The sequence below is a fragment of the Nocardia sp. NPDC050630 genome, assembly GCF_044457245.1.
In the GTDB taxonomy this organism is placed as follows: domain Bacteria; phylum Actinomycetota; class Actinomycetes; order Mycobacteriales; family Mycobacteriaceae; genus Nocardia.
Genome location: NZ_JBITGN010000004.1, coordinates 368,680 through 395,654, shown reverse-complemented (window position 1 = coordinate 395,654; position 26,975 = coordinate 368,680). Strand labels below are relative to the sequence as shown.

Annotated in this window: 23 protein-coding genes; 13 read left to right on the top strand and 10 right to left on the bottom strand. The window is 66.7% G+C overall.

From position 1 onward, the window contains the following. Nucleotides 1–165: 165 nt before the first annotated feature. Entirely contained in the window at nucleotides 166–813 is a 648-nt protein-coding gene (locus ACIBG0_RS14440; protein WP_397032524.1) for a HEAT repeat domain-containing protein, read from the top strand. Then, nucleotides 807–1,913: a HEAT repeat domain-containing protein gene (locus ACIBG0_RS14435; protein WP_397032522.1), complete on the top strand. Its 1,107-nt coding sequence runs from the start codon at nucleotides 807–809 to the stop codon at nucleotides 1,911–1,913. The genes ACIBG0_RS14440 and ACIBG0_RS14435 overlap by 7 nt, the downstream gene beginning before the upstream one ends. On the opposite strand, the gene ACIBG0_RS14430 is transcribed toward ACIBG0_RS14435, so the two are convergent. Then, a complete protein-coding gene (locus ACIBG0_RS14430; RefSeq protein WP_397032521.1) occupies nucleotides 1,859–3,100 on the bottom strand; it encodes an FAD-dependent monooxygenase in 1,242 nt (413 codons plus the stop codon). The genes ACIBG0_RS14435 and ACIBG0_RS14430 overlap by 55 nt on opposite strands. Nucleotides 3,101–3,179: 79 nt before the next feature. Further along, nucleotides 3,180–4,160, bottom strand: a complete 981-nt coding sequence (locus tag ACIBG0_RS14425; RefSeq protein ID WP_397032520.1) for an alpha/beta fold hydrolase — start codon at nucleotides 4,158–4,160, stop codon at nucleotides 3,180–3,182. Nucleotides 4,161–4,328: 168 nt separating this feature from the next. Between ACIBG0_RS14425 and ACIBG0_RS14420 the strand changes: the two genes are divergently transcribed. Continuing rightward, nucleotides 4,329–5,072: a helix-turn-helix domain-containing protein gene (locus ACIBG0_RS14420; RefSeq protein WP_397032519.1), complete on the top strand. Its 744-nt coding sequence runs from the start codon at nucleotides 4,329–4,331 to the stop codon at nucleotides 5,070–5,072. A 101-nt stretch (nucleotides 5,073–5,173) separates the two neighbouring features. On the opposite strand, the gene ACIBG0_RS14415 is transcribed toward ACIBG0_RS14420, so the two are convergent. Further along, a complete protein-coding gene (locus ACIBG0_RS14415; RefSeq protein WP_397032518.1) occupies nucleotides 5,174–5,923 on the bottom strand; it encodes a Mut7-C RNAse domain-containing protein in 750 nt (249 codons plus the stop codon). Continuing rightward, a complete protein-coding gene (locus ACIBG0_RS14410; protein WP_397032516.1) occupies nucleotides 5,920–7,074 on the bottom strand; it encodes an FIST N-terminal domain-containing protein in 1,155 nt (384 codons plus the stop codon). The genes ACIBG0_RS14415 and ACIBG0_RS14410 overlap by 4 nt, the downstream gene beginning before the upstream one ends. Before the next feature lie 293 nt (nucleotides 7,075–7,367). On the opposite strand from ACIBG0_RS14410, the gene hrpB reads away from it, so the two are divergent. Further along, the gene (hrpB, locus tag ACIBG0_RS14405) at nucleotides 7,368–9,785 is read left to right on the top strand and encodes an ATP-dependent helicase HrpB (protein ID WP_397032514.1); all 2,418 of its coding nucleotides are present in this window, start codon (nucleotides 7,368–7,370) and stop codon (nucleotides 9,783–9,785) included. A 4-nt stretch (nucleotides 9,786–9,789) separates the two neighbouring features. On the opposite strand, the gene ACIBG0_RS14400 is transcribed toward hrpB, so the two are convergent. Further along, the gene (locus ACIBG0_RS14400; RefSeq protein WP_397032512.1) at nucleotides 9,790–10,167 is read right to left on the bottom strand and encodes a DUF488 domain-containing protein; all 378 of its coding nucleotides are present in this window, start codon (nucleotides 10,165–10,167) and stop codon (nucleotides 9,790–9,792) included. A gap of 135 nt (nucleotides 10,168–10,302) precedes the next feature. Between ACIBG0_RS14400 and ACIBG0_RS14395 the strand changes: the two genes are divergently transcribed. Then, nucleotides 10,303–10,878 (top strand): TetR family transcriptional regulator, encoded by a 576-nt coding sequence (locus ACIBG0_RS14395; RefSeq protein ID WP_397032510.1) that lies wholly within the window; start codon nucleotides 10,303–10,305, stop codon nucleotides 10,876–10,878. Continuing rightward, on the top strand, nucleotides 10,878–12,035 hold the full coding sequence (locus tag ACIBG0_RS14390) for an NADH:flavin oxidoreductase (protein WP_397032508.1): 1,158 nt from the start codon (nucleotides 10,878–10,880) through the stop codon (nucleotides 12,033–12,035). The genes ACIBG0_RS14395 and ACIBG0_RS14390 overlap by 1 nt, the downstream gene beginning before the upstream one ends. A gap of 112 nt (nucleotides 12,036–12,147) precedes the next feature. Here ACIBG0_RS14390 and ACIBG0_RS14385 read toward each other — a convergent pair whose 3' ends face one another. Further along, nucleotides 12,148–12,630: an adenosine-specific kinase gene (locus tag ACIBG0_RS14385; RefSeq protein WP_397032506.1), complete on the bottom strand. Its 483-nt coding sequence runs from the start codon at nucleotides 12,628–12,630 to the stop codon at nucleotides 12,148–12,150. A 367-nt stretch (nucleotides 12,631–12,997) separates the two neighbouring features. Here ACIBG0_RS14385 and ACIBG0_RS14380 point away from each other — a divergent pair, with 367 nt between their 5' ends. The 6 genes from ACIBG0_RS14380 (at nucleotide 12,998) to gatB (ending at nucleotide 21,475) form a co-directional block, all read left to right on the top strand. Continuing rightward, a complete protein-coding gene (locus ACIBG0_RS14380) occupies nucleotides 12,998–13,879 on the top strand; it encodes a hypothetical protein (protein ID WP_397032504.1) in 882 nt (293 codons plus the stop codon). Nucleotides 13,880–14,011: 132 nt separating this feature from the next. Further along, a complete protein-coding gene (locus ACIBG0_RS14375; protein ID WP_397032502.1) occupies nucleotides 14,012–16,471 on the top strand; it encodes a protein kinase in 2,460 nt (819 codons plus the stop codon). Nucleotides 16,472–16,542: 71 nt separating this feature from the next. Further along, entirely contained in the window at nucleotides 16,543–17,577 is a 1,035-nt protein-coding gene (locus tag ACIBG0_RS14370) for an ATP-dependent 6-phosphofructokinase (RefSeq protein ID WP_397032500.1), read from the top strand. Nucleotides 17,578–17,641: 64 nt separating this feature from the next. Continuing rightward, on the top strand, nucleotides 17,642–18,085 hold the full coding sequence (locus tag ACIBG0_RS14365) for a hypothetical protein (RefSeq protein WP_397032499.1): 444 nt from the start codon (nucleotides 17,642–17,644) through the stop codon (nucleotides 18,083–18,085). Nucleotides 18,086–18,407: 322 nt separating this feature from the next. After that, nucleotides 18,408–19,787 (top strand): alpha/beta hydrolase family protein, encoded by a 1,380-nt coding sequence (locus ACIBG0_RS14360; protein WP_397032497.1) that lies wholly within the window; start codon nucleotides 18,408–18,410, stop codon nucleotides 19,785–19,787. Between the two features lie 182 nt (nucleotides 19,788–19,969). After that, nucleotides 19,970–21,475 (top strand): Asp-tRNA(Asn)/Glu-tRNA(Gln) amidotransferase subunit GatB, encoded by a 1,506-nt coding sequence (gene gatB, locus ACIBG0_RS14355; protein WP_397032495.1) that lies wholly within the window; start codon nucleotides 19,970–19,972, stop codon nucleotides 21,473–21,475. 72 nt (nucleotides 21,476–21,547) lie between these two features. On the opposite strand, the gene ACIBG0_RS14350 is transcribed toward gatB, so the two are convergent. Further along, the gene (locus ACIBG0_RS14350) at nucleotides 21,548–22,654 is read right to left on the bottom strand and encodes a PQQ-dependent sugar dehydrogenase (protein ID WP_397032493.1); all 1,107 of its coding nucleotides are present in this window, start codon (nucleotides 22,652–22,654) and stop codon (nucleotides 21,548–21,550) included. Between the two features lie 111 nt (nucleotides 22,655–22,765). On the opposite strand from ACIBG0_RS14350, the gene ACIBG0_RS14345 reads away from it, so the two are divergent. Further along, on the top strand, nucleotides 22,766–23,653 hold the full coding sequence (locus ACIBG0_RS14345; protein ID WP_397032491.1) for a DoxX family protein: 888 nt from the start codon (nucleotides 22,766–22,768) through the stop codon (nucleotides 23,651–23,653). A 211-nt stretch (nucleotides 23,654–23,864) separates the two neighbouring features. Here the strand turns inward: ACIBG0_RS14345 and ilvD are convergent, their stop codons facing one another. The 3 genes from ilvD to ACIBG0_RS14330 all read right to left on the bottom strand — a co-directional run bounded on the left by ilvD (nucleotide 23,865) and on the right by ACIBG0_RS14330 (nucleotide 26,806). Then, nucleotides 23,865–25,706 carry a dihydroxy-acid dehydratase gene (gene ilvD, locus ACIBG0_RS14340; RefSeq protein WP_397032490.1) on the bottom strand — a complete coding sequence of 614 codons (1,842 nt, stop codon included), beginning with the start codon at nucleotides 25,704–25,706 and terminating at the stop codon, nucleotides 23,865–23,867. An 80-nt stretch (nucleotides 25,707–25,786) separates the two neighbouring features. Further along, nucleotides 25,787–25,987 (bottom strand): hypothetical protein, encoded by a 201-nt coding sequence (locus ACIBG0_RS14335; RefSeq protein WP_397032488.1) that lies wholly within the window; start codon nucleotides 25,985–25,987, stop codon nucleotides 25,787–25,789. A 51-nt stretch (nucleotides 25,988–26,038) separates the two neighbouring features. Next, nucleotides 26,039–26,806, bottom strand: coding sequence for a PH domain-containing protein (locus ACIBG0_RS14330; RefSeq protein ID WP_397032486.1), 768 nt, complete (start codon nucleotides 26,804–26,806; stop codon nucleotides 26,039–26,041). Nucleotides 26,807–26,975: the final 169 nt, after the last annotated feature.

Below are 26,975 nucleotides of genomic sequence, written 5' to 3'. Positions count from 1 at the left end.
GCACCGTCCAGGGATCGAGTGCCCACCGGCAGACCAATGCGATGGATGCAGTACTGCGACATCCACGACATGTCGCCGGCGCGCTTGACATTGTCACTGTGTGAAGGCCTTCACTGGCTGCCGGAGGTGGTCCCCATTAATTCGACACACAGCAATCCCCAGGACATGCGACTGCTCGACGCATTGGCGGCTGGGAACTCGTCGACACGGCTCGCGGCGGCTCTGGCACTCGGCACGCGGCCCGAGCCCGGTTTCATCGATGCGCTGGTTGAACGGTGCGCGATCGAGCCGGACTTCTTCGTGCGCGACATGCTCACATGGGCCCTGACCCGTCTTCCGTCGCAGCTCACGGTCCCGAAACTGCGCGCGGAACTCCGTTCCGAACGTGCACAGGCCCGCAGCCAAGCGTTGCACACGCTGTCCAAGATCGGGGACAGGGACGCATGGTCGGCAATCACGCGGTCATTGCTGCAGGACGCCGACGACGAGGTCGCGCGGAGCGCATGGCGCGCTGCTGTGGTTCTTGTGCCCGACCCGGAGAAGCACGGGCTGGCCACGCAGCTGGCCACCCAATTCGGCCGCGGTGACCGGGAGGTACAACTGAGTCTGAGCCGTGCCCTGGTCGCGCTCGGTGACGTGATCGAGCCGGTGCTGCGCAAGGCGATGGCAAGTCACGACCCGACGGTGCGTGCGCACGCGAATGCTACCGACAGGCTCCTGAGTGACCCGGATGCCGGATTCGACCTCGCCGTCGGTGCGGCGAGACGGGTCGTCGCGCTGGGGCCGGACCGGCAGGAGACAACTGCGTGCTGATCGGCGAGGTGGCGCACCGCTCGGGAGTCAGCGCCCGGATGCTCAGGCACTATGACGCCCTCGGGCTGGTACGACCGACCGGCCGCACCGTGGGTGGCTACCGGGAATACTCTCCCGAAGACATCCGGCGGATTTTCCATGTGGAGGGGTTGCGCTCCCTGGGACTGTCACTGAGCCAGATCGGACGCGCGCTCGACGGCCCCGGCTTCACCCCGTCCGGACTGGTCGGCGACCTGATCCGAAAGACCGAAGAACGATTGAGCCGCGAGCGAGAACTGCTCGAGCGCCTCCGTAGGGTCGATGCAGCCGAGCCCTCCGACTGGCAAGACGTCTTGCGCATCGTCGAGCTTCTACACGGACTCGGTTCGCAGAGTGCGGCCCGGCGGCAGCAGGCCGTCCTGGCATTGGCCGACGATGTGCCGGTGCCCGCCGAGCTGCTGGCCGAGGCGGTTCTCACCGAATCCGATCCCAACGTTGCCGGGGCCCTGCGGTGGGCCCTCACCCGGGCCGGTGGTGACGGGGTGGCGAGGGTGGCATCCGGCATGGCCTCGGAGGATGTCGACGTCCGGCGGCGCGCGGTCCTGGCGCTCGCCGAGCTACCGGGTGACGAGGCGACCGCGGTGCTCACCGACGCGCTCGAGGACCCGGACGCGACGGTCCGTAGACATGCTGCCCTCGCACTGGGTGCGCGGGGCGTGACCCGGGCGGTGCCCGGACTCGTCGGCACCGTGGTCGAGGGTCCGAACGATGTCGAGGCGGCCGAGCTCTTGGGAACGTTGGCGCGGGACGCGGACTGGGCGGACCGGATCATGAGCGCACTGGTCGACGAGTTCACCGCACACGCAGCGAACTCGGCGGTGCGGATACGACTGACCCAGGCACTCGCCGAGATGCCAGGAACCATCGCGCTGGATACCCTGCGGCAACTGGCCCACGACGATGATCGCGCCGTCGCCCTCATCGCCTCTGCCCTCGTGGAAACGCTCGAAGCACGGTCCGACGATGGCGCGTCGTCGCCTCACCGCTGCGGGACGCTGAGCGCTCCTTACTCCGATCCGCGCCCACTCCGGCCTTCTGACGCGACCGGTGAGGGCGGATAGTCCTCGACGGTCATCGAGTTGTAGAGACGTGCGCTCTTGGTGGCGAGGCGGACGAAGGCGCGGCTCGGCCCTGCGGGCAGGGCGGAAATCAGGCGGGTGGCCTGGACCAGCCCTGACACGCCGAGGCGGGACGTGGGGATCAGGGTCTTCGCTGCGCTCAGTGCGACCGCGTGGCTGCCGCGCACGTGCTCGGCCATCCCGCGCTCGTAGGCAGGGAAGGCGCGCTCGTGGTCGCCGCCCGCCCGCGCCAGCTCCCCGGCCAGGACGTACGCGCCGACGACGGCCAGGGTGGTGCTGCCGCCGACGGCGGGGCCCGGACAGTAGCCCGCGTCGCCGACGAGCGTCACCCGCCCCCGCGACCATGTGTCCATACAGAGCTGGGTAATCGAGTCGAAGTAGAACGCCGGGGTGCGTTCGAGCTCATCGAGCCAGTGGTCCACCTCGGCGTTCATGCCGCCGAACGCATTGCGCAGCAACTCCTTCTGCCGGGGCACGTCGCGGTGGTGGAAGTCGAGCTCGCGATCGCTGCGGAACAGGAACAACGCCCGCGCTTCGCCGAGGTGCCGCGCGCCGTACATACCGGCGGTGCGGCCGACACCGACGTGCATGCGGAGCTCCCCGTCGAGACCGAAGCCGTTGGGCAGGGTCAGCACCCCGAGGTATGCCCCGATGAAGGCGCTGAAGCGGGACTCGTCGCCGAAGACGAGGCGGCGCACGTTGGAGTGCAGGCCGTCAGCGCCGACGACGAGGTCGAAGCGGCGCGGCGCGGCGTTCTCGAACCGCACCTCGCCCTCGGGTGAGATCGCGGTGATCGAGTCACCGAAGACATACTCGACGTCCTCGCGGGTGGTGTCGTAGTAGATCTCGCTCAGGTCGTCACGCATGATCTCGACGTGCCGGTCGGAGGTGGCGCCGAAGATCTTGGCCACATCCACCCCGACGGGACGCCGTGCGCCCTCGCGGTAGAGGGTCATCCGTTTCGTGCCGGTGGCCCGCTCCTCGACACGTGGGAGCACGCCCATCTTCTCCGAGATATCCATCGCGGGCCGGAACAGATCGACCGCGTGGCCGCCGGTCTTGCGCAGCGCCGGCGCGCGCTCGACAACGGTGACCGAAAAGCCGTGCCTGGTGAGCCAATACGCCAACACCGGACCGGCGACGCTGGCACCGGAAATGAGAATCCGCATGAGCAGTTTCCTTACTTGACCAGAATTCTTGATCGACGGATGTGCCGCGGTTCTTGCCATCACGGCGCTCGATCCGGGCTCAGGAGATCTGGATGCCCGTGAAGGACAACAGGATTTCGGCGGTTCGGGTGGGATCTTCGACCAGGGGGGAGTGACCGACCCCCGGCACGGTTACCACCGTCGCGCCGGGAACGGTGCGGTATGCGGCGGTGGAGGTGGAGTAGCGCCACCGGCGATCCTGTTCACCGAAGATCACCAGCAGGGGTTTGCCGAGGGCGGTCAGCCGGTCCGGAAGGGTGCGCTGGTTCAGATAGTCGCTGCTGGCCGCCGCGGTCGCGGTCAGGGCGTGGTAAGTCATGCCACTCAGGTCGTCGACGAACTGCTGCGGGATCGGGAAATCGTCGGTGGCGAAGGCGTTGGTCATGGTTTGACGAAGCAGGCCGTCGGTGCGTAACCGCCACAACGCTTCCCCGACAGCCGGAGTCGTGAGCAGCCGACTGGCGGGAGTTTCGGAAATGTCGTCGCCGAGGGTGGGGCCGGTGCCGATGAGCGCCAACGCCGTCACCAGGTCGGGGTGTTGTTCGGCGAGGGAGGTGGCGACCGCGCCGCCGGTGGAGTGGCCGATAACGATGGCGTGTCGGATACCGAGCTGTTCCAGCACCGCGGCGACTCGGTTGGCGTGCTGCGGGATCGAGTAGTCGTCGCCGTAGGGTTTGGCCGAGCTGCCGTGTCCGAGCAGGTCGATGCGGATGACCTGGTAGGAGTCGGTCAGCAGCGGTACCAGCCGGTCCCACCAGTGAGTGGATGCGGCGAGCCCGTGGATCAGGACCAGGACGGGGGCGCCGGCGGGTCCATCCTGGCTGACATGGATGTCCTGACCGTCCACGGTCAGTGTCGATTCGCCGGTGGCTGCGGCGCTCTGGTGCGCCGTCAGCACCGAGTTACCCAGCAGCAGCACGACAATCGCGCCGACAATCGCCGCGGCGACGCAGCGGTGCCTTCGGCGTTTTCCTGCGTGCCGGTGGGTGTACGAATGGCCGTCCAGTACAGGTGAAATCACCCTTCGACTGTCGCCCCTGGTGGGGGACAGTGTATTGAACAAATGTTCCCGAGCGTCCAGCATATGGGGGTGCGCTTCACACGGCCGGAACCTGTGTGGGATGTCGTCTGTCCGTCGCGACCCAGCCGGATACCCGGCGTCGTTATGGCCGGATTCCGCGATCATGGGGTGAATCCTGTTGACCAGCGGACACTTCCGCATCCCGCTGCGACACTTGTGCTGGACTTCGGTGCGCGTTCGCCCATCGTGGATGACAGCGCCGGACAGTGCCGGGGCAGCCTCGCCACCGGTCTCGGAGCCGGGACGCGGCGCGTGCGCGGCGAGCAGATCGAATGCGTGCAAGTGCGGTTGTCACCGTTGATCGCGGGTGCCGTGCTCGGCGCCTCCCTCGCCGAATTGACCGATGCTGTTGTACTTCTGGACGACCTGTGGGGCCGGGAGGCAGCACGGATCCGCGAGCGGCTGGCCGAAACCTCTTCGTGGACAGAGCGTTTCGCGCTCGTCGAGGCGCTGCTCGCGCGCCGCCGCGGCGCCGGACCGGCACCCGATCCGGAAGTGGTCCTGGCCTGGCGGCGGATCCGGGCCGGGCACGGCCTGGTCCGGATCGATACGTTGGCCGACGAGGTCGGTTGGAGCCGCAAACGACTGTGGTCCCGGTTCCAAGCGCAAGTCGGTTTGGCGCCCAAGCGAGCGGCGACGCTGATCCGCTTCGACCGAGCCGTCCACGGCCTCGCCGCAGGCATCGACCCGGCCCGGGTCGCGGCCGACAGCGGTTATGCCGACCAATCCCACCTGCACCGCGATATCGTCGCATTCACCGGCGTCACACCGACGGCCGTGGTCGGCGAATCCTGGCTGGCCGTCGACGACATCGCATGGCCGCCACGTGCTGACGTGCCTTCGACCCATTGACCGAGCCGATGACCGGCAGTCCGGGCGGTGCTCAGCACGAGCGGGCGAGTACATGACCGGGCGGCGATAAGCAGGTATCCGGGGCGGTGCTCGCGCCGGGGTCAGCATTGGTTCAGGCTGGTGCGGATCGCGTCCACCGTTGCGTTGAGCCGGACCTGATGCGAGCCCTGCCAGTAGATCCGCCCGCAGTCGCGGCACTGGCGAAACGTGTCGTAATGGCGGCGGGTGAGTGGTTGGAGTCGATCTTCGACTTCGGCTTTGGCGACGGCGACGACGGCGCCACCGCAGCGCAGGCAGCGGGTGAACGGCGCCAAGCGTTCGGCGAGGTCCAGCCGTCGGATCAGCTCGACGATCTGGTCGAGCGGCCGGTCCGACCGGATGTAGACGCCGTGCGTTATATTCCGCCGCTTCAGCAGTCCACGGTCGCGGGTCAGCAGGATCCGGTGCTCGGCCGCCGACAGCTCGGCGAGCGCGGCATCGTCGGCGTCCCATCGGCAGTGCACGTCCAGGCCCATCAGCCGCATCAGCTTGGCGAGGCCGCCGAGATTGACATCGGCGAGGAAGCGCGGCTCGCGCAGTGGGTGTGGGCGCACCCTGGTGACCCGGCCGATGTCCAGGGTCTCGAATACGGGATAGGCGGTGATCCGGTCGTCGTCGCGCGGGTGTTGGCCGAAGGTCACCGGTTGGCCGTTGACCAGCACCAGGTCGACCTCGGTATGCGGGATGCCGGCCGCCTCGATGACGTCCTTCACGCTCTGGTGCGGACGGTACGGTCGACGCAGTAGCGTGTACTGCTCGTCGGGCCGGAGGAAATCGTTCAGCTCGGCATAGACCCGCAGGTCGACGCTCATTCGACGAATACCGCCATCGATGCGGTGAATCCGTGCAACGCATTGCGGCCGGCGATGGGGCCGATCTCGCCCGCGGCGAAGATGCCCGCCAGCGGTATGCCGTCGAGCAGGTCCTCGATCGCGGCGGCGTCGTGGTTGGCGACCCCGAACATCCGGCGACCCCGTCCGTTGCAGGTGAACAGCAACGCACCCGCCGGGCGTCCTGGCAGCTCCGAACCCACTCGGACGAGGGCAGCACGCAGATCTTCATCCGCCCCGACCGCGTCGCGGACCTGGAACTGTACGGTCGTGCCGACCTCGACGAGCTCGCCGATCTCGATCGCGCCGCTCGTCGGGTCGGCACCGATGAGGCCGCGGATGAGGAAATCGCCCTGCCCGGGTACGGCCAGATGCTCGTCGACCACGATGCCGATCTGCAACCCGTTTGCCACGAGTTCCTGCTGGTCGAACGGCAGCATCTCGACGATATCGCGCAACCGCGCGATCGGCGGCCGGCCGCCTAATTCGGTGATCAACGCACCACGCGCGCCAGTGACGATATATGGATAGCCGATCGGTCGGCAGCCCTGCGACACGATGGGAACACCGTGCAGTCCGGGAAGTCGCACGCCGACCGCGCCGGAGGTCAGCACATCGTGGTCGTGGAACAGCCTGCAGCCGCCCGGCCCGCGCGCGCCGCTCACGAGACCGCCCATCACGGTGATACCGGGCAGATCGGTGTTCAGGTGCTCGAGCAGAATGTCGGCCGGGAACGAGAACGGGTCGGGCAGCAGCAGATGGAAGTCGCGTGCGGCCTGGTCGAAACGGTAGCCCGCGAGCAGCCCTCCGGTCGCCGTGCGGACGAAGTCGAGCTGGAATGTCTCGGCGGCGGGCAATCCGGATGCCAGCCATACCACCACGGCGGGCTCGTCCTCGATCTCACGGCGGCCCGCCACGATCGCCTGCGCCACACATCCGACGAGTGCGGGCACCCGGACCGTCTCGTGGACCGCGGCGAGCACGGCCCTGGCATCGTCGGTATGTGCTCGTGATGCCAACAGCACAGCAAGCGACGGCGACTCGCCCGCGATCTGATCGCGTGCGTGCGCTGCGGCTTCCACACCTGCCTGCCACGCTCCCGGCGCGGTGGAGAGCCCTACTCCGATCCGCACCTCTCCATCGTAGCGAACCCCGCTGCGAGCGCAGATAATGTTGCTGCACAAGGTATTTCAGAGGTAGTAGGGCAAAACGCGCCGTCAGAGCGGTGGATGTGGAGATCGCAGGCGTGTGCATCGATAGGCGACCCCGCGTCTCCGGCTGATCTGGCGCGATTCCGCGTCCCGCAGCTGGTTCCGGTCTCACAGTTCGGAGGGTGGGGACCGGACGCGGTCGCAGAGGTCGCCGCGCGCTGCCAGCGCGCCGGGGATTACCGGGTTCTCTGTGCCGGGCTGCAGACTGGTTGGCAATGAAACTCCCCGAACTTCCCGATCTGCCGGTGCGCGGCGCGCTCGATCACATCGTCGCGACATTGATCGAGCGTGGCACCGCCGTATTGCTCGCGCCTGCGGGAACCGGGAAGACGACGTTGGTGCCGTTGGCGTTGGCGACGGTCGGGCGGGTTGTGGTGGCCGAGCCGCGGCGGCTGGCGGCGCGGGCGGCAGCTGGTCGGATGGCCGCGTTGTTGGGTGAGCCGGTGGGGGAGACGGTGGGATATTCGATCCGCGGAGATCGGCGGGTAAGTGCCCGGACCCGGATCGAGGTGGTCACATCCGGGTTGTTGGTGCGCAGGTTGCTGGGCGATCCCGAGTTGGCGGGCGCGGATGTCGTTGTCCTCGACGAATGTCATGAGCGCCATCTCGATGCGGACCTGCTTTTGGCGTTGCTGCTGGATGCCCGGGCCGGTTTGCGGCCCGATCTACGGGTGCTTGCTACGTCGGCAACCGTTGCGGCCGATCGTCTTTCGGCGCTACTGGGTAGTGCGCCGGTGGTGGAAGTGCGGGGGCGGGCCTATCCGGTGCAGACGGCGTACGTTCCGCCGTTGCCGAGGGAGCGCAGCGAAGCGCAGGTGGCCCGTGCGACCCGGGCGGCGCTCGCCGGGGTGGACGGGGATGTGCTGGTCTTCCTACCCGGAGCAGCCGAAATCCGCCGGACCATGGATCTGCTGGCCGATGTAGAGGTTGATCTGATTCCGTTGCACGGCAGGCTTTCCGCTGCTGGTCAGGATATTGCGTTGCGGCCCGGTTCACGGCGGCGTGTGGTGTTGTCCACGGCGGTGGCCGAGTCCAGTTTGACGGTGCCCGGTGTGCGTGCCGTGGTCGATTCGGGGCTTGCTCGGGTGCCGCGCATCGATCGCGGGCGCGGGTTGTCCGGCCTTGCGACAGTTCGGGTTTCGGCCGCGGTGGCCGAGCAACGCGCTGGGCGCGCGGGACGTGAGGCGCCGGGGAAGGTATGGCGCTGCTGGCCGGAGTACGAGAACGGCACGTTGCCTGCCTACCCGGAGCCGGAGATTCGTTCTGCCGATCTGACGCGTCTGGCATTGGAACTCGCCTGCTGGGGCACCCCCGATGGCCACGGCCTCGCATGGTGGGATGCACCGCCGCAAGGTGGACTGGCTGCTGGCCGAGATGTGTTGCGCGCGTTGGGTGCGGTGACCGGATCAGGAGAGGTCACCGAGCGCGGGCGACATATGGCGCGAGTCGGATTGCATCCCCGATTGGCGCGAGCGCTACTGGATGGTGCCGCCGAGGTCGGCAGCCGGTCCGCCGCGGAAGTGGTGGCGGTCCTCGACGATGACACCCTAGTGCCCGGTGTCGATCTCGTCGCCGGTCTGCGCGCGTTGCGGCGTGAGCGGCCGCCGCGCTGGCGACGCGAAGTCGAGCGCCTGTCGCGGTTGGTCGCCGTGACGGACGGCGGCGACGATCCGGCTTTCGTCGTCGCACTTGCGTATCCCGAGCGTCTGGCACGGCGGCGCAGTCCTGGCTCGACAAGCTATTTGATGGCCGGGGGCACGGCGGTGACCCTGCCGGCGGGTTCCGGGTTGGGTGATGCGGAATGGCTGGCAGTCGCGGTGGCGACACGGGATCCGGGGCGTTCCGAGGGGCTGATCCGGTTGGCCGCGGTCGCCGACGAAAAGCTTGCCCGCCGTGCGGTGTCGAATCTGCTCGAGATCGCGGATGAGGTGGATTGGGACGACGGTGACGTGGTCGCCAGGCGGGTCGAACGACTGGGTTCGATTGTTTTGTCGGAGCGTCCTATTCGCGATCCGGATCGCCAATTGCTCAGCGCGGCCCTGCGACGCGGGCTGAACTCGATCGGACTCGCTCTGCTGCACTGGGATTCCGACGCGATCGCCCTCCGTCAGCGCCTCGACTTCCTGCACCGCACCTTCGGGGCGCCCTGGCCACCGGTCGACGACGAATCGCTGCTGGCCGATGTCGACGCCTGGCTCGGCCCCGAACTCGCCACCGCGCACCGCCGCGCCGACCTCGCCCGCATCGATGCGGGACAGGCGTTGCGTCGCCTGCTGCCGTGGCCGGATGCCGCGCGCATGGACGAGCTCGCGCCGGAGCGCCTGCCGGTGCCCTCGGGCAGCCGAATCCGTCTCGATTACTCGACCGACCCGCCAGTGCTTGCCGTCAAGGTGCAGGAAGTGTTCGGCTGGACGCGGACACCGTCACTGGCAGCTGGACGAGTGCCGATCGTGCTGCACCTGCTATCACCCGCCCAACGCCCGGTCGCGATCACCGCGGATCTGGCGTCGTTCTGGCGCACCGGATGGCCGCAGGTACGCAGTGATCTGCGTGGTCGCTACCCGAAGCATGCGTGGCCGGAGGACCCGACGAGTGTGCCAGCTCACCGTGGTACCGCCCGTAACGCCGGCTAAGGGATCAGTCTGGCGAGTTGGATTCTGTCGCAATCCATTTCGCGAGAACGGCGGCCTGGCTGTGGTCGACGTCGCGGGTGGCGGTCAATAAGGTCACCGGATGTGCGCGAGCAATCTCACGCAGTTGCGCGACGGCCGCGCGGTGCTGGTTATCGCGCAGTTCGGCCAGATATCGGCGACGGAATTCGGCGAAGCGCTCGGGCTGGTGTCCGTACCACTTGCGCAGTTCGGTCGACGGTGCGATATCGCGCATCCACTCGTCCAGGTGCGCGTCCTCCTTGCGGATTCCGCGTGGCCAGACCCGATCGACGAGTACGCGAGTCCCGTCCGACGAAATCGGTGCTTCATAGATTCTGCGGTAGGTGACGTGCTTGCTCATCATGCTCCCGTCCTGAGCTGGTCTTTTCTCCTCGCGTGGAGCTGTAGAGATAGCTCCCATGCTAAGCCTGTCGTAGTTCGCCCATCATCGATTCAATCAGTGATTGAATCGATGATGGGAACGTGGTTGACTACGGTCATGGTGGAACAGGCGGCCGCGGCGGGCACACGTGAGCGGCTCTTGCTCGCGGCCGAGCGGCTCTTGCTGACCGAGCGGTACGACGATGTCTCGGTGCGAGCGATCTGCGCGGCAGCCGGGGCCAATCCCGCTGCGGTGCACTATCACTTCGGCTCGAAGGAAGCGCTGGTGGCGGCCCTGCTGGAGGATCGGCTCGGGTCATTGTGGGCCGAACGGCTGACCGAGGTGACGGCTGCCCACGGCTCGGTATCGATGCTGGTGGATGCGGTGATCGAGCCGTTCATCGGATTGGCGGCCGATCCTGTCGGGCGGCTGCATCTGCGGCTGCTCGCCCAATTCGTCCTCGGTCGGCACCCGACGATGTGGCGTCGGCACTGGTTCCGCATGGACGCCTGGATCGGTTTGCTGCCGGAACTGAGTGAACGCGAAAGTCGGCGGCGCTGGGGATTGGCATTCGACTTGATCATCGTGCAGTTCGGCGGCATCGGCACCGGGGAGCGCGAACTGTCCGATGAGGCGGTGCGCACACTGCGCGATTTCGTGGTCGCCGGACTGACCGCGGCGGGAGAGAAATGATGAACGAAGTATTCGCACCAACTGAGCTCGGCCCGATCACCTTGCGCAACAGAGTGATCAAGGCCGCCACCTTCGAGGGACGAACACCAGATGCACTGGTCACCGATGACTTGATCGATTTCCATCGGGAAATCGCAGCTGGCGGTGTGGGTATGACGACGGTCGCCTACTGCGCGATATCGCCGGGCGGCCGCACCGACCGGCACCAGATCTGGATGCGCCCGGAAGCCGTTGCGGGACTGCGCGAACTCACCGACGCCGTGCATGCCGAAGGTGCCGCGGCCAGCGCCCAGATCGGACATGCGGGCCCGGTGGCCAATGCCGCATCCAATCGCGCACCCGCGCTGGCGCCGAGCCGAATGTTCAGCCCACTCGGTATGCGTCCCATGCATGTTCCGGACATGTCCGAAATCGCCACGGTCATAGCCGATTACGCGAATGCCGCGCGACTGGCCGAGCAGGCGGGCTTCGATGCGGTGGAAATCCATTTCGGCCACAACTATTTGGTGAGTTCGTTCCTGAGCCCGCTGCTGAACCGGCGCAAGGATCGATACGGTGGATCGCCGGTCAACCGCGCTCGGCTCGCCCGGGAGGTCGCACTGGCCGTGCGGGAGGCGGTCGGCGACCGCTTGGCCGTAACCGCGAAACTGAATATGGAAGACGGTGTGCGCGGCGGACTTTCGCTCCCGGCGTCATTGCAGGTGGCCACCTGGCTGGAATCGGACGGCGCACTGGACGCCTTGGAACTCACCGCGGGCAGCTCACTGCTCAACCCGATGCTGCTCTTCCACGGCGACGCCCCGCGCAAGGAATTCGCGAAAGTCCTTCCAGCACCGGCACGCTGGGGCTTCCGCCTCCTGGGCCGCGCCTTCCTCCGCGAATACCCGTACCGCGACGCCTACTTACTGGAACGCGCCCGCGAGTTCCGTAAAGAACTGTCGATGCCGCTGATCCTGTTGGGCGGCATCACCGACCTCGACACAATGCGCACGGCAATGGCCGAGGGTTTCGAATTCGTAGCCATGGGTCGCGCACTCCTGCGTGAACCAGACCTCCTGCTGCGAATCCAAGCCGACCAAGCCACCCGCTCGGCCTGCATCCACTGCAACGAATGCATGCCCACCATCTACACCCGCACCCACTGCCCGCTCGTCTGACAATTGGCCGAGGATGTATTGGTGGCGGACCGCTCTCGAAATCCACCGCCACCGCTACGTGGGTGTTCGGGGTGTCCCAGGACTGCTCGCGCCCAGAATTGACCCGCTGGTGCTACAGCTTGTAACCGATTTGCCGCAGTAGCTGTTTGCGGGCTTCTTTGTCGCTGGATCCTTCGACGCCGAGTGGCGCACCACCGTCGACAATTCCGATGATTCCGCGCCCCAATTCGGTTTCGGCAATCAGGACCTCGACCGGATTTGCCGTGGCACAGAAGATTCCACAAACTTCGGGAACCTGTCGTATCGCATTGAGCACATTTACTGGATAACCTTCACGCAGGAAGACGATGAACGAATGTCCCGCGCCGATCGCGACGGCGTTCTTGGTGGCGAGCTCGGTTAGATCCTCGTCATTGCCGGAGGTTCGGATCAGTCGCGGCCCGGATGCCTCGGCGAATGCCAACCCGAAACGCAGATGCGGACTGATCCCGACCAGTGTCTCGTGCAGGTCCTCGACAGTCTTGATGAAGTGTGCCTGCCCGATGATGACATTGAGATCGTCCGGTTTATCGATGTGTACCGAAGTCAGCTCCATCGAACTATCCTGCGCCGCCTTCGAGGCTGCGCGCCAGGGTGACACGCCCGTCCCTTCATGACGCGCAGTACCTCTGGTACCAGGAAAAATGGGCTGTGCCGGATTTGTCGAGTACGTTGCGAAGCGATGTACACAAGAAGTTCGCGGATGAGGGCGGCAGCGCGCGGTCGTGCACGACCAGCGGCGCCCGGTGGGCACATTACGGTGTACATGCCGGTTGACCTCGCTGTAAGCCGTTGTCGCTGTTCAAGGTTCGGCGGTGTCGGCGCGGTTGCGGTGGGCGGTCGGTATCAATGCCAAGTACGGTGTCGGGATGCCGTGTTGACATCGGAACCTGGGCGAGTTCGAAACGAGAATGTGTCGAAGTATGTATTTTGAGCTATCCCGGCGCCTGCGCAAAGCGGTCGGCGGTACCGCGCTGGCCGGACTTCTCATGGTGGTCGGCTGCGGCTCCGACGCGGACAAGCATTCCGCGGAGCCCAGCATCACCGCGGCCGCCGCGCACACCGACCAGCAGCACCTATCGATCACGGTGCCCGGCACACTGGCCGCCGGTTTCCAGGAACTGCAGTTGAGTCTGCACGCGAAGCTCGGCATGGCGATCATGCCGGTCGGCGGCGAGAAGATGGTGACCTTCGGCGATTGGACCACCGGACCCGCCTGGTCGACGATGAAGGTGCCGCTGGTCATCGCTTCGCAACGCAAGAGTTCGGCGACCTCGAATTACGCGGCGACAGCGGCGATCACCCAGTCCGATAACGCCGCCGCCGATACGCTCTGGCAGTCCCTGGGCACCGCTCAGGACGCCGCCAAGGCGGTCGAGGCCGTGCTACGCGAAGGTGGCGATACCAAGACCACGGTGCCCGCCACCAAGACCCGCTCCGATGCCTCCGCATTCGGACAGGCCGATTGGGCGCTCACCGAACAGGTTCGGTTCGCCTCCCGGCTGCCATGCCTGCAAGAGAGCTCGAGTGTGATCGACCTGATGGAGCAGATCACGTCGAGTCAGCGCTGGGGACTCGGCGAACTCACCGGCGCGGAATTCAAGGGCGGTTGGGGGCCCGACACCTCCGGCTCCTACCTCGTCCGCCAATTCGGTCTGATCCAGGGGCCGGGCGGTCAGATCGCGGTCGCCGTCGCCACTCAACCCGATTCGGGCACCTTCGCCGACGGCATCAACATCCTCGACAAGCTCGCCACGGTGATCTCCCAGCATCTGGACGAACTCTCCGGCGGCAGCTGTTCCTGATCCGAGTCCGCGCCCACGGGATCCCGTGGGGGCACACTTGACCGGGTAACAGTGGCACCCGAGAATCCCGACTAACGGGTGAGATCGCAGGACCACGCCTGTGCGGCGGTTCGGCGAGGTGGAGGTAACGGGGTGGACGAAACGCAGTCGCGGGCCGGTACGCGATTCGGCCCCTACGAATTGCGTGCACTGCTGGGCCGCGGCGGGATGGGGGAGGTCTACGAGGCGCACGACACGGTCAAGGACCGGGTGGTCGCGGTCAAACTGCTGCCCATGGCGCTGGCCGATGATCCGCGGTTCCAGCAGCGATTCCGGCACGAGTCGCGGGTCGCCGCGCGGTTGGCCGAACCGCACGTCATCCCGATTCACGACTGGGGCGAGATCGACGGTGTGCTCTATATCGATATGCGGCTGGTCCGTGGCAGCGATCTGCGCTCGGTGCTGCGCGACAAGGGCCCGCTGAGCCCCACCCGCGCGGTCGGCATTATCGAACAGGTCGCGGCCGCGTTGGATGCCGCGCATGCCGAGGGTCTGGTGCATCGCGACGTCAAACCCGCCAATATCCTGGTCACCCCTTCGGATTTCGCGTACCTCGCCGATTTCGGCATCGCCCGTTCCGAGCGCGACCCCAGCGTGACCGCGACCGGCCAAGCCATCGGCTCCTACAGCTACATCGCGCCGGAACGATTCGACACCGCCCCGATCCGCGGTACCGCCGACGTCTACTCCCTCGCCTGCGTACTGTTCGAATGCCTCACCGGCACACAGCCTTTCCCACCCGACGGAATGAGTTCGCTCATCCGAGCCCACCTCTCGACCCCGCCACCCCGCCCGACCACCAAACGAGCCGGACTACCCGGCGCACTGGACGAGGTCATCTCCCGAGGCATGGCCAAGGAACCCGCCGATCGCTATCCAACAGCCGGTGCACTCGCGTCGGCAGCCAGAGCTGCCGTGTCGGGCACATCATCCCTCCCGAACTCGGACTTGCCCACCGCCCAGATCTCCAAGCACACCCCCGCCCCAGCGACCATCATCTTCCCGACGTTCGGACCGGAATCGCCGGTCGGTCCGCAATCGGCGAACTGGCCACAGCAGTCGGGCGGGTCGCAGTCAGCAGGCGGGTCGGAGCAGGCGGGTGGATCGGAGCAGACGGGTCCGCCGCAGTCGGCAGTTGGGCCGCAGCAGTCGGGGCACGAGCAGCCGGGTGGTCCGCGGCAAGCAGGCGGCCGGCCAGGGGCGCATGGTCCACTGCAGCCGGATGGGTCGCAGTCGGCGGGTGGTCTGCGGCAGTCGGGTGGCGAGCCCGGGACGGGCGGTCCGCAGCGGGAGAGTGGTCCGCCGCAGGCAAGCGGGGCGCCGCAGGCAGGTGGTCGGCAGCAGTCTGATGGTTCGCAGCAGTCGGGTGGTTCGCCGTCGGCGAGTGGGCTGCAATCGGGGAGCCCCCAATCGGTAGGCGGGCCTCGGCATTCAAGTGACCAGCACGAGTCGGCCGGCTCGTGGCAGGTGGGCGGTTCGGCGTCGGCAAGCCGTCCGCAACGGGCAGGTGGGGCGCCCGCGGAGGCGAGCGGTCCGCGATCTAGGGGTGCCCCGCCGCAGGCGGGCGGATCGCGGTTGGCGAGTGGGCCATACCAGGTAGGCGGGTCGCAGTCAGCGGGCGGGCCGTACCAGGTAGGCGGGTCGCAGTCAGCGGGTGAGCCGTACCAGGTAGGCGGGTCGCAGTCAGCGGGTGAGCCGTACCAGGTAGGCGGGTCGCAGTCAGCGGGCGGGCCGTACCAGGTAGGCGGGTCGCAGTCAGCGGGCGGGCCGCACCAGGCAGGCGGGTCGCAGTCAGCGGGCGGGCCGCACCAGGCAGGCGGATCGCAGTCAGCGGGCGGGCCGCACCAGGCAGGCGGATCGCAGTTGGCGGGTGGTCCGCAGCGGGCGGGCGGCCAGCTGCACACCAGTCGCCAGCCGCAAGGGAGTGGTTCCCCACTGTCGAATAGATCTCAATCGCATGTCGGGCAACAGTCCACCAGCGGACCGCAGCAGGTCACCGGGCTGGAGCCGACGTTCGTACCCCGGCACCCATCGGATCCGATGCGCAGCGATATTCCACCGCATGATGCGACCACCGAGTCATTGTCGAGAACCATCGGCATGCCGATGCCGCGACCCGACCCACCGTATCCGCCTGATCCGACGCCCGTGCCCGCGCGTCGATCGATCCGAATCGTCTGGATCGGCGTGGTGCTTGTGGTTGTGGCGATCGGGGGCATTGTCGGCTGGCAGGTGCGCAACAGCGCCGAGCATTCCGGCCAACCGACAACCACCATGCCCGCACATCTGCCCGCCGGTGCGAAACCTTGCGCCCAGGTGTATCCGGCGCTCGGCCGCTTCACCTCGTCCGCGATCGGCACCACGGTCACCAGTTGCGCCTTCGCCGAGGAGGTGCGCAAGGCGTATGCCAATGGCGGTGACAGCGCCATTACCGATCGATCGGTAATGGCGCACAGCCCGATCAACAATCGGGATTACAAGATGAATTGCACGGCCGGTGATCAATTCGCGACGTGCAGCGGCGGGGAGAACGCCATCGTCTACGTGTATTGAGTCGTAGCCGTTACCCGGTGTTCACGGGGGTGCGGCCACGTCATCGCGCGAAGCGGGGCAAGATATGCGCCATGCGCATCGGAGTCTTGACCGGAGGCGGCGACTGTCCAGGACTGAACGCGGTCATCCGTGCCGTCGTTCGCACCGCGAACGGACGCTACGGCGACGCGATTATCGGCTTCCAGGACGGTTGGCGCGGACTACTCGAAGACCGCAAAATCACCATTCAGAACGACGATCGCACCGACCGCCTGCTCACCAAGGGCGGCACGATGCTCGGCACCGCACGCACCAACCCCGACAAACTGCGTGACGGACTCGACCAGATCAAACGCACCCTCGACGACAACGGGATCGAGGCGCTGATCCCGATCGGCGGCGAGGGCACGCTCACCGCCGCGAGCTGGCTGTCCGATGAGGGCGTCCCCGTGGTCGGTGTCCCGAAGACCATCGATAACGACATCGACTGCACCGACGTCACTTTCGGCCACGACACGGCACTGTCCATTGCCTCTGAGGCCATCGACCGGCTGCACACCACCGCCGAATCGCATCAGCGCGTCATGCTGGTCGAGGTGATGGGCCGCCACGCGGGCTGGATTGCGATCAACTCGGGCATGGCTGCGGGCGCACACCTCACGCTGGTACCCGAGGAGCCCTTCGATGTGGACGAGGTGTGCACGATGATCAAGCGCCGCTTCCAGCGCGGCGATAAGCACTTCATCTGCGTGGTCGCCGAGGGCGCGCACCCGGCCCCCGATTCCGGATTCGCGCTGCGCGAGGGCGGTATCGACGAATTCGGCCACGAACGGTTCACCGGTGTCGCACAGCAACTCGGCACCGAAATCGAGCGCAGGATCGGCAAGGAGGTCCGCACCACCGTGCTCGGTCACGTGCAACGCGGCGGCAGCCCGACCCCGTACGACCGGGTGCTGGCCACCCGCTTCGGTCTGCATGCCGCCGAGGCGGTGCATGCCGGACGATTCGGCCAAATGGTTGCTCTGCACGGCACTGCCATCGAATTGGTTCCGTTGTCCGAGGCCACCAAGCAGCTCAAGCGGGTCCCCACCGCGCGCTACCGTGAAGCGGAGGCATTTTTCGGCTGATTCCGGCGGTTGTTGCACAATCGAGACCTGCCGAATTCCTTGTCGCACAGCTAGTCTGGTCGTCGTGGCTCAACTCCAGGTATCCGACCTGCCCACCGATGCTGTTGCCGTGTTCCGCCGCCGTGCTCGCATCGCGGGCATATCGATCGAGGCTCAGGTCCGTCAGGAACTGATCGCGATGGCGCGCAGGCGAACGTCCGTGGACACGATCGTGGAATTCCTGGAAGCCCAGGGCCGCGATCTGACTCCGGAATTCGACTCCGACGCGGTAACCCTCATCCAGGTCTACGATCTGCCCGCCGATGCCCTCGGCATGTTCGGCCGCCGCGCCCGCGCCGCCGAACTCCCCCTCGGCGCCTACGTTCGCCGGGAACTTCTCGCCATCGCCCGCCGCGGCGGCGTGTCCGACGCAATGCTGGAATTCCAAGAGGCCGAAGAAGACGACCCGACCCTCGAACTCGATATGGACGCAATCGCCGCCGCGGTCCGATACGCCCGCGGGGCCTAACCGTCAGCTATCCGTTGGAAGCGTTCGGGCTGCCGAAACGGCGATTGCCTGGATCGAATGGAGCGATTGTCGCGTCGGTTCGACACGCGTGATGGGTATCGGCATTGCCCCGCATTCCGTCCGTCCGGGCTGCCCGTCTCAGGATGGTCGAATGGCGGGTCAAGATCAGAGAACGACCATATGACTGCTATCGGCGGGCGGGACGACTGCGCAGGCGGGCGACAGTGGTACCGGGAAGTGGCGGGAATGCTGGTGTGGACCGGACCGTTGTGCGCGTCCGAGTTTCGTTCGAAATGTCCGCGCGGATCGGTAGTGTTGCGGCATGCGCACTGGGCGATGGCTCGTCTCGGTTCTGGTCCTGATCGTTGCGTTGGTTGCGGGGTGTTCGTCGGATAAAGGCGAGACGCGGTCGCTCACCGGGGATTGGCACGGGGCCATCCCGGTGCCCGGCGCACCGTTGGCGGTGGGGGTGAGTTTCGCCGATAACGGCAGCGCCACCATCGACATCCCGTCCCAAGGCGTGAGCGGCGCACAGCTGAAAGATGTTTCCGCCGAAGCGGATCGGGTGGCCTTCGCGATTCCGAACACTGCGGGCGATCCCGTGTTCGAGGGCAAATTCGACAAGGGTGCCAACCGGATCAGCGGTGAGTTCCGGCAAGCGGGCCATAGCCTGCCGTTGACGCTCGAGCCAGGAAAGATCGGGGCGTCCGCGCATCCGCAGGAGCCGAAACCGCCGTACCCTTACCGCTCCGAAGACGTCACCTACCGCAACGGTGATATCACCATCGCGGGCACGCTGACCCTGCCCGAGGGCAACGGTCCCTTCCCGGCGATTCTGATGATCTCCGGCAGCGGCCCCCAGGACCGCGACGAAGAACTCATGGGCCACAAGCCTTTCCTGCTGCTGGCCGATACCTACACCCGCGCGGGCTACGCCGTGCTGCGCACCGATGACCGCGGCGTCGGCGGCACTGGCGGCAAACTCGACGACGCCACCTACAACGATCTGGCCGAGGACGCGGCCGCTGGTGTGCGCTTCCTGCGTGCCCGCCCGGATATCGATCCCGCTCGCGTCGGACTGTTCGGTCACAGCGAGGGCGGTTACCTCGCCCCGCTGGTGGCATCGCGCCCGGACAGCGGTGTCGCCTTCGCGATCCTGATGGCTGGCCCCGCGGTACCGGGTTGGGATGTGCTCCTCGAGCAGAACCGCGCACTGCTCACCGCGTCCGGCGCACCGCAATCCCGAATCGATGATCAGGTCAGCTACATCACCGACTGGACCAACCTGATCCGCTCCGGTGACCTCGCGGCGGCCAGGGATCTCGCGAACCGCCACAACGAATCCCTCCCGCCGGACCAGCGCGCCTCCGCGGAAACCCTCGACGCTTACAACACCACCTATATGGCGTCTTTCATCACTTACGACCCGGCCCCCGCGCTCTCCGCCCTGCGTATCCCGGTCCTCGCCTTCTTCGGCACCAAGGACAAGCAGGTCCTCGCCACCCAGAACGAACAACCGATGCGCGACCGCCTAGCCGCCGACCCGGATGCCACCGTCCACGTCTTCCCCGACCTCAATCACCTCATGCAACCCGCCAACTCCGGCCTCCCCAGCGAATACACCGGCATCGAAACCACCATCGCCCCCGATGTCCTCACCTACACCACCACCTGGCTCACCCAACACGCCCAACCCCGCTGACCGAACCGCCCGGCCAGAGCGCTAGCGCATATCCAGTGCGCGCCGCGCAGAAGTTCCACCTGCTGCGCGGCGCGCACTGGATATGCGCCAGCTCAGCCGTCACCGGGCCGATGCGGTCGTGACAGGCACGGCGGGTGCGACCGCTTGGCGGGGGCGGCGGACGGGTCAATAGACTGATCGCTATGAGTGCACCCACCGTCGACTTGATGGACTATGCCGATGTCATCGACCGGTTCGAGCCGGTGCTCGGCATGGAGGTTCACGTCGAGCTGAACACAGCCACCAAGATGTTCTGCGGTTGCCCGACCGAGTTCGGCGCGGAGCCGAATACCCAGGTGTGCCCGGTGTGCCTCGGTCTGCCGGGTTCGCTGCCGGTGGTCAACGAGCAGGCCGTGGAGTCGGCGATCCGGATCGGGCTGGCCCTGAATTGCGCGATCACCCCATGGGGCCGGTTCGCGCGCAAGAACTACTTCTACCCGGACCAGCCGAAGAACTACCAGATCAGCCAGTACGACGAGCCGATCGCCACCAATGGCCACCTCGATGTGGTGCTCGATGACGGCAGCAGCTTCCGCGTCGAGATCGAGCGCGCCCATATGGAGGAGGACACCGGCAAGTCCACCCACATCGGTGGCTCCACCGGCCGCATCCACGGCGCGAGCCACTCGCTGCTGGACTACAACCGGGCTGGTGTGCCGCTCATCGAGATCGTCACCAAGCCGATCACCGGTGCGGGGGAGCGCGCGCCGGAGGTGGCGCGCGCCTACGTGACCGCGCTGCGTGAGGTCCTGAAATCACTGCAGGTCTCCGACGTCAAAATGGAGCAGGGCTCGCTGCGCTGCGATGCCAACGTTTCGCTGATGCCCATCGGCGCAACGGAATTCGGCACCCGCACCGAGACCAAGAACGTCAACTCGCTCAAGAGTGTCGAGGTCGCCGTTCGCTTCGAAATGCGCCGCCAGGCCGCCATTCTCGCCGACGGCGGTTCGATCGTGCAGGAGACCAGGCACTTTCACGAGAGCGACGGCACCACCTCGCCCGGCCGCCGCAAGGAGACCGCCGAGGACTACCGCTACTTTCCCGAGCCGGACCTGGAACCCGTTGCGCCCGATGAGGATTGGGTTGAGCAGCTGCGCGGCACGATCCCGGAGTACCCGTGGCTGCGCCGCGCGCGCATCCAGTCCGACTGGGGGCTGTCCGATGAGGTTATGCGCGACCTGGTGAACGCGGGCGCACTCGATCTGATCATCGCGACCGTCGATGCGGGTGCCCCGGCCAACGAGGCGCGCTCGTGGTGGGTTGCCTACCTCACCGAAAAGGCCAAGGAGCGTGAGGTTTCGCTGGAGGAGCTGCCGATCACACCCGCCCAGGTAGCGGAGGTGATCAAGCTTGTGGAATCGAAGACGGTCAACAACAAGGTCGCCAAGCAGGTCGTGGATTTCGTCCTGGCGGGTGAGGGTGATCCGGCGAAGATCGTGGAGACCAAAGGCCTCGGCATGGTCAGCGACGAGACCGCGCTGCAGGCGGAGGTGCGCAAGGCGCTCGAGGCCAATCCCGACATCGCCGAGAAGATCCGCTCGGGGAAGGTGCAGGCGGCGGGCAAGATCGTTGGTGATGTCATGAAGGCCACACGCGGCCAAGCCGATGCGGCTCGCGTGCGCGAGCTGGTGCTCGAAGCCTGCGCCTGAGTTCCGCACCGGCGACTACCGAACTGAAATGGGCGGGTCCCTGAGGACCCGCCCACTTCGTTATCGGCGCGATTAGTCCGGCCCGGTGCCCTGCGACGGCGGCGGGATCTTGATCACCCGATCGTCGAATGGCCCGTGATTATCGTCATTATTGACGGTGGTCGCCCAGATGGTGCCGTCCGCACCGGCCGCCGCACCGCCGAGCCTGCCGTACTTGTCCTGCACGGTGAACGTCGGCGCCGCGGTGATCGCATGGGTGTTCGCATCCGGATTCGCGATCGCCAGCGCCTTCGCCCCGGACATCGCGATCGCCACCACATCGGGTCTGGCCGCGCAGCCACCGACGCCGGGCCGATCCGGCCAGGTCCACGCGGTGGTGATCGATCCGTCCCGGCCCAGGCGCTGCAGACGATCCTCGGTCGGCGTGCGATCGGTGATCCAGACGCTGTCCTTACCGTCGTCGCACAGATCGCCCGCCGTGCCCAGGCCCGACACCACGACGTCCGGACTGGCTCCCGGCGACGGCGAATTGATCCGCAAAACCTTGCCCGCCAGCGACGATGGCGCACTGGCCAAGCCGGGATTGCCCGCATCGCCGGTCAGCACCAGCAGCTCGGTCGGCGAAATGAATTCCAACGCACCATGATTGCCGACCGACCCCTTCGGAATTCCGGTCAGGATGGCCTTCGGCGGGCCGTTCTCCGCGATGCGCACGACCCGGTTGTCGGATCCGGTGGTGATGTAGGCGTAGATGAGTCCGTCCTCGCGGTAGGTCGGCGAGAGGGCGATGTCGGAGATGCCGCCGTCACCTGAGCTGTCCACGTCCACCTGACCGACCAAGATCGGCGGCGACTGCGGATCGCTCGGATCCACCGCGACAGTCTTGTAGATGCGTCCGGTGCGTCGCTCGGCGACCAGCGCGTCCTCGCCGAGGGAGATGATGCCCGCGGTGGAATCCAGGCAGGTCGTGATCACATTCGGGTCCGGATCGATGCACGGTCCGGTCGGACGCGGGCGCTGCGAGGGGCCCTGCTGCGGCGATTTGGGTTCGGCGGGGTTGAAGGTCGGTTCGGGTGTGAACGGGCTGGAGGCGGAATCGTCGAACCGAGCGCAGCCGACCAGCGCGACGGTGCTGAGCGCCAAGCTCAGGGCGATACGCCCCGCGACAACCAAACTCATGGTTCAGACGTTACGGAAACCGCGGCCGATGTGCCGCTCCGGGTCGATTAACGGACACGCCGTCGCGTCGAGACCGCACACGCGCGGGCGCGGCCGCATAGGGTATCGACCGTGACCGAAGAGCCCAAAGACACATCCGTGCCCAAAACCGAGGGCGCGGCAACGTCCACGGAGGAGCAGTCGGCGGTGTCGTCCACCGGTCGTGGCGTGACCAGTCCCTATGATTCACCCACCGGCGTGCTGCCCAGAATGTCCTCCGATACCGCGCCGAGCGGCCCACAATTAACCAAGGATGTGCCGCGCACCGAGGAGGAACTCGGCCTCGATCCGGAGATCCCTTCGGTCGGTGAACAGACCAGGGCGAACGAAGCAGCGGCCTACGCCTACGCCAGCATCCCACCCGCCCCGAGCGCATCCGGCGAGCCGAGCCGTCCCCTGCGCCGTCGCAATGGCGACACCCGCCGCGGCACTCTCGATCTCGGCCTGTTCGTGCTGCGCCTCGTCGTCGGTGGCACCTTCATCTACCACGGCTTGCAGAAGCTCACCGGCTGGTTCCACGGAGCGGGGCTGGACGGCACCCGCGACATGATGGCGGCTGGTGGCTGGGATCACGCGACCCTCTCGACGATCCTGGTCATCGCCGGCGAAGTCGGCGGCGGCGCACTGCTGGTACTGGGCCTGGCCACCCCGCTCGCCGCGGGCGCGGTGCTCGCGGTGATCATCGACGCGTGGCTGTGGAAGCAGGGCATGATCCCCGGCCTCCAATACAAGTCCTCGGTCAAGAGCGGTGTGGAATTGGAGTCCATCCTCGCGGGCACCGCCGTGGTCCTGCTCCTGACCGGCCCCGGCCGCCTCTGCTTCGACCGCAACCGCGGCTGGGCCACCCGCCCCGCCTACGGCTCCTTCGTGGTCCTCATCCTGGCCATCGCCGCCGCCATCGGCACCTGGTACTGGCTCCACGGCGGCAACCCGCTAACCGGTATCGGTCCCTTCAACTAACCTGCCCCCAAAACAGCCGGCGCCCTTCAGTATCGGAGGGCGCCGTGCGTCTTTCGGGTCAAAGTTTGGTGAGGCACAAGGCATGCCACGTCTGGCGCACCGGCGCCGTCACACCGTCCGACAGTTATCCACCGGCGCGCAGCGGTGCGGTGGAACGGAAACGGCGTCCCTCATGTGGTCACGAGGGACACCGTTGGTGTTCATGACGGGACTAGGGCACCTGGCGAACGGCGCCCTTATCGGCTGAGGTGGCCAGTGCGGCATACGCGCGCAGGGCCGTGGTGACCGGGCGGACGCGATCGAGGGGCTGCCAAGGCCGTTCGGAGGCATCCATTTTCGCGCGACGCTCGGCCAGGATCGCGTCGTCGACCAGCACCTCGAGGGTTCGAGTTGCAACGTCGATGCGGATCTGATCGCCGTCTTCGATGAGTCCGACGGCACCACCCGCTGCGGCCTCGGGCGACATGTGGCCGATCGACAGGCCGGAGGTGCCGCCGGAGAAGCGGCCGTCGGTGATCAGTGCACACTGCTTACCGAGTCCCGCACCCTTCAAGAATGCGGTGGGGTGCAACATTTCCTGCATGCCTGGCCCGCCCTTGGGGCCCTCGTAGCGAACCACGATCACATCGCCCGGCTTGATCTTTTTGCCGAGGATCGCCGAGACCGCCGCCTCCTGGGATTCGACCACGACGGCTGGGCCCTGGAAGGAGAACAGCTCCTCATCGATGCCCGCCGTCTTCAGGATCGCGCCGTCGGGGGCGATGTTGCCGCGCAAGACAACCAGGCCGCCCTCGACCGTGTAGGCATGCGCCTTGTCGCGGATGCAGCCGCCCTCGGCGTCGGTGTCGAGTGAGGACCATCGGTTGTTCGTGGAGAAGGGCTCGGTGGTGCGCACGCCACCGGGCGCGGCGTGGAACAGCTCCAGCGCCTCATCGGATGCCTTGCCGGAGCGGATATCCCAGGTGTCGAGCCATTCGTCGAAGCTCTTGGTGTGCACAGTGGTGACGTCGGTCTCGAGCAGTCCGGCGCGGCGCAGCTCGCCGAGGATCGCCGGAATGCCACCGGCGCGGTGCACATCCTCCATGTGGTAGTCGGAGTTGGGGGAGACCTTCGACAGGCACGGCACTTTGCGAGAAATCTCGTCGATGGTGCTCAGCTCGAAGTCGATCTCACCCTCCTGTGCGGCGGCTAGGGTGTGCAGCACCGTATTGGTGGAACCGCCCATCGCGACGTCCAGTGCCATCGCATTGCGGAAGGCCTTGGCATTGGCGACATTCCGCGGCAGCACCGACGCATCGTCCTCGCGGTACCAGCGATTCGCGATATCGACGATCACCGTGCCCGCCTTCTCGAACAGGGCGTGGCGGGCGGCATGGGTGGCCAGCGTGGATCCGTTGCCGGGCAAGGCGAGTCCGAGCGCCTCGGTGAGGCAGTTCATCGAATTCGCGGTGAACATGCCCGAGCAGGAGCCACAGGTCGGACACGCGCTGCGCTCGACCTCGGACAGGCCGTCCTCGCTGACATTCATATTGGCACTGGCCGCGATCGCGGTGATCAGATCGGTCGGCGCCTGTGCCACACCGCCGACGACCACGGCCTTACCGGCCTCCATCGGACCGCCGGAAACGAAGACGGCCGGGATGTTCAGGCGCATAGCGGCATTGAGCATGCCGGGTGTGATCTTGTCGCAGTTCGAGATGCACACCAGCGCATCGGCGGTGTGCGCGTTCACCATGTATTCGACCGAATCGGCGATGATTTCGCGCGAGGGCAACGAGTAGAGCATGCCGCCGTGGCCCATCGCGATGCCGTCGTCGACCGCGATGGTGTGGAATTCCCGCGGTACACCGCCCGCGGCGCGCACCGCGTCCGCGACGATCTCACCGACATTCTTCAGATGCACGTGGCCCGGTACGAACTGGGTGTAGGAGTTCGCGATGGCGACGATCGGCTTACCGAAGTCGGAGTCGGTCATACCGGTGGCGCGCCAGAGTGCGCGCGCGCCCGCGGCATTGCGGCCGACGGTGGTTGTGCGTGAACGAAGCGGTGGCATGTGGATCCTCGGGAGGTCGCGGGGGCTGATGTGCGACTGCGCGGATTTCGCTCATCGAGCGAAATCAACGACCGCCCACGTTACTCCCGCGCGTCGGCGGGGCTTTCGCGGCGGTCGACGGCGCTGATCGCCATCGGTCGGTTCGGGATGGTGTCGCCGCGAGGGTGGTCGTCGGCGCGGACGGTGTCATCGGTCGTGTCGGTTCCGGCACCGTCGGTATCCACTGGTCCGGTGTGTGCGGGCGGGGATTGTCCGTCCGACGCGGTCACCGGATCGCGCATCCGGCGCCGAGCCTACCGGCGACGGTTGCTATCCCCATCACCGGTGAAACGCTACGAGTGCAAGTCGTGCGCTTCGGCGTCGGAGTCGCGCCCGTCGGTGGAAGGTGCCTCGGCATCAGCGCTGGTCCCCGCCGCTCCGGCATCCGCTGTGCGCGGTTTCGTCCTGGTTTCGGTCTCGGTTGCTTTCGACTCGGCTTCATCGTTAGTCGATTTCGCCCCGGCTTCTGCCTTGGTCGGTTTCGTCCCGGTTTCGGTCTTGGTCGGTTCCGTCCCAGCTTCGGCCTTGGTGACCTGGGTCTCGTCCTCACCCTTGCGCGCCTCGTATTCCGACTCCCGAGCCGCCGCCTCCGCCGCGAACAGATCCGGAATCCGACCGTTCGACGCGCGGATCAGATCCCGCAACCGGTCATAGCTCACCGCGGGCAGCTTCACCTCGGTGTCATCGTTGAGATGCGCGCGCACGAACCCGCGCTTCGGAATGCTGACTCCCGCTACCTGCCCCCAGTCCAGGTGCCGCGAACCGAAAACGGTGCGCAGATCCAGTCCATCTTCGGACACCGTGGTACGCGTGCGTTCGATCCACACCGCTGCCGCGACCGGGAGCAGCAGCAGCCACCACAGCCCGATCGGCCAGCCGACGAAGGCGAAGAAGACACAGAACAGCAGTACCAACACACCGAGGTGGGCCATCTGGGTAATGCGGATGACCTGCACCGTCTGCTTCGGCTCGGATGGTTGCGGCGAACTACCCGTCTCCGATCCCGCCTCGGACGTGTGGGACGATTTAGCCGGTGGCACGGACTGATGCGGTGATGACACACCACCATCCTCGCATCATGGTGAACGGACTCGAGCACCCGCTCGGTCTCACATAATGAGACCTGTTTGACTGATCGACTCGCGCACACATACCGTCATGCGCGTGAATCGAAACGAGTTGCTCGTAATCGGCCGGCGCGTCCAGCGTTGAGCCTGACTACCTGAGTCG

Excerpts from the sequence above, each read along its gene's own strand:
- ACIBG0_RS14335 (WP_397032488.1), bottom strand. The coding sequence starts at position 25,987 with ATGCGCGATCCGGTGACCGCGTCGGACGGACAATCCCCGCCCGCACAC.
- ACIBG0_RS14360 (WP_397032497.1), top strand. The coding sequence starts at position 18,408 with ATGCGCACTGGGCGATGGCTCGTCTCGGTTCTGGTCCTGATCGTTGCG.
- hrpB (WP_397032514.1), top strand. The coding sequence starts at position 7,368 with ATGAAACTCCCCGAACTTCCCGATCTGCCGGTGCGCGGCGCGCTCGAT.
- gatB (WP_397032495.1), top strand. The coding sequence starts at position 19,970 with ATGAGTGCACCCACCGTCGACTTGATGGACTATGCCGATGTCATCGAC.
- ACIBG0_RS14370 (WP_397032500.1), top strand. The coding sequence starts at position 16,543 with ATGCGCATCGGAGTCTTGACCGGAGGCGGCGACTGTCCAGGACTGAAC.
- ilvD (WP_397032490.1), bottom strand. The coding sequence starts at position 25,706 with ATGCCACCGCTTCGTTCACGCACAACCACCGTCGGCCGCAATGCCGCG.
- ACIBG0_RS14430 (WP_397032521.1), bottom strand. The coding sequence starts at position 3,100 with ATGCGGATTCTCATTTCCGGTGCCAGCGTCGCCGGTCCGGTGTTGGCG.
- ACIBG0_RS14390 (WP_397032508.1), top strand. The coding sequence starts at position 10,878 with ATGAACGAAGTATTCGCACCAACTGAGCTCGGCCCGATCACCTTGCGC.
- ACIBG0_RS14380 (WP_397032504.1), top strand. The coding sequence starts at position 12,998 with ATGTATTTTGAGCTATCCCGGCGCCTGCGCAAAGCGGTCGGCGGTACC.
- ACIBG0_RS14350 (WP_397032493.1), bottom strand. The coding sequence starts at position 22,654 with ATGAGTTTGGTTGTCGCGGGGCGTATCGCCCTGAGCTTGGCGCTCAGC.
- ACIBG0_RS14400 (WP_397032512.1), bottom strand. The coding sequence starts at position 10,167 with ATGATGAGCAAGCACGTCACCTACCGCAGAATCTATGAAGCACCGATT.
- ACIBG0_RS14440 (WP_397032524.1), top strand. The coding sequence starts at position 166 with ATGCGACTGCTCGACGCATTGGCGGCTGGGAACTCGTCGACACGGCTC.
- ACIBG0_RS14415 (WP_397032518.1), bottom strand. The coding sequence starts at position 5,923 with ATGAGCGTCGACCTGCGGGTCTATGCCGAGCTGAACGATTTCCTCCGG.
- ACIBG0_RS14395 (WP_397032510.1), top strand. The coding sequence starts at position 10,303 with ATGGTGGAACAGGCGGCCGCGGCGGGCACACGTGAGCGGCTCTTGCTC.
- ACIBG0_RS14385 (WP_397032506.1), bottom strand. The coding sequence starts at position 12,630 with ATGGAGCTGACTTCGGTACACATCGATAAACCGGACGATCTCAATGTC.